The sequence below is a fragment of the Streptomyces sp. WAC05292 genome (genome assembly GCF_003949955.1).
Lineage (GTDB): Bacteria > Actinomycetota > Actinomycetes > Streptomycetales > Streptomycetaceae > Streptomyces > Streptomyces globosus.
In genome coordinates this window covers 1-740 of the sequence record NZ_RPSE01000834.1, presented here as the reverse complement: position 1 = coordinate 740, position 740 = coordinate 1, and the positions used below count along the sequence as shown (strand labels likewise).

Annotated in this window: 1 protein-coding gene; it reads right to left on the bottom strand. The window is 78.6% G+C overall.

The window, feature by feature from the left end:
• Positions 1-33 precede the first annotated feature (33 nt).
• Positions 34-740, bottom strand: a 707-nt coding sequence (locus EF903_RS33300; RefSeq protein ID WP_185902972.1) for an STM4014 family protein, incomplete at its 5' end; no start/stop codon positions are given.

Below are 740 nucleotides of genomic sequence, written 5' to 3'. Positions count from 1 at the left end.
GGGGTGGCGTGCATGGGGTTCCTGTCGTACGGGTCAGGGGTGCGGGAGGGCGGCGACCTGGGCGCCGTAGGTGTCGGTGCCCTCGGCGGGGCCGCCGGGCAGGCCGGCCAGCCCCGGCAGGAGGTCCCCGAACGCGTTGACCTCGCCGACGGCGAACCGCCGCCAGCCGGCGGCGGGCAGCAGGTCGACGCCGACGCAGGGCGTGCCGGGGAAGACGGCCGCGGCGCGCTCGCACACCTCCAGCGCCTGCCGCCAGCTGCCCCCGGCGGCGGCGACGGCGGCCTGTACGGCGGCCAGGTCGCCGCGGGACCCGCCCAGGTGCAGGTTGGTCAGCGGACCGGCGGCCGTGCGGACCACGGCGTGCGTGGCGCGGCCGGCGACCACGACGACGCGCAGGTCGGCGGAGCGGCCGTGCTGGGAGGCCTTGGGCAGCCAGCGCTCGACGTGGAGGCCGTCGGGGGCGAGGGCGTCGACGATGGCGGCGATGGCGGCCTCGTCCTCGTAGCGGTGCAGCCGCAGCGAGTTGTACAGGGCGCCGGAAGGGGTCAGTTCGACCGAGGTGGTGGCGCGCACACGGCCGCCGGAGGCGGTTTCGACGGCGAGCACGCCCGAGGCGGAGGAGCCGTGGGCCGGTTTGGCGAAGACCCGGCGCAGGCCCGGCCGGCCGAGGATTTCGCGCAGGTCGGGCCAGCCGCGCAGCGGCGGGGCGGCGGCCCCGGAGGTGGGGGACGGCGGGACGG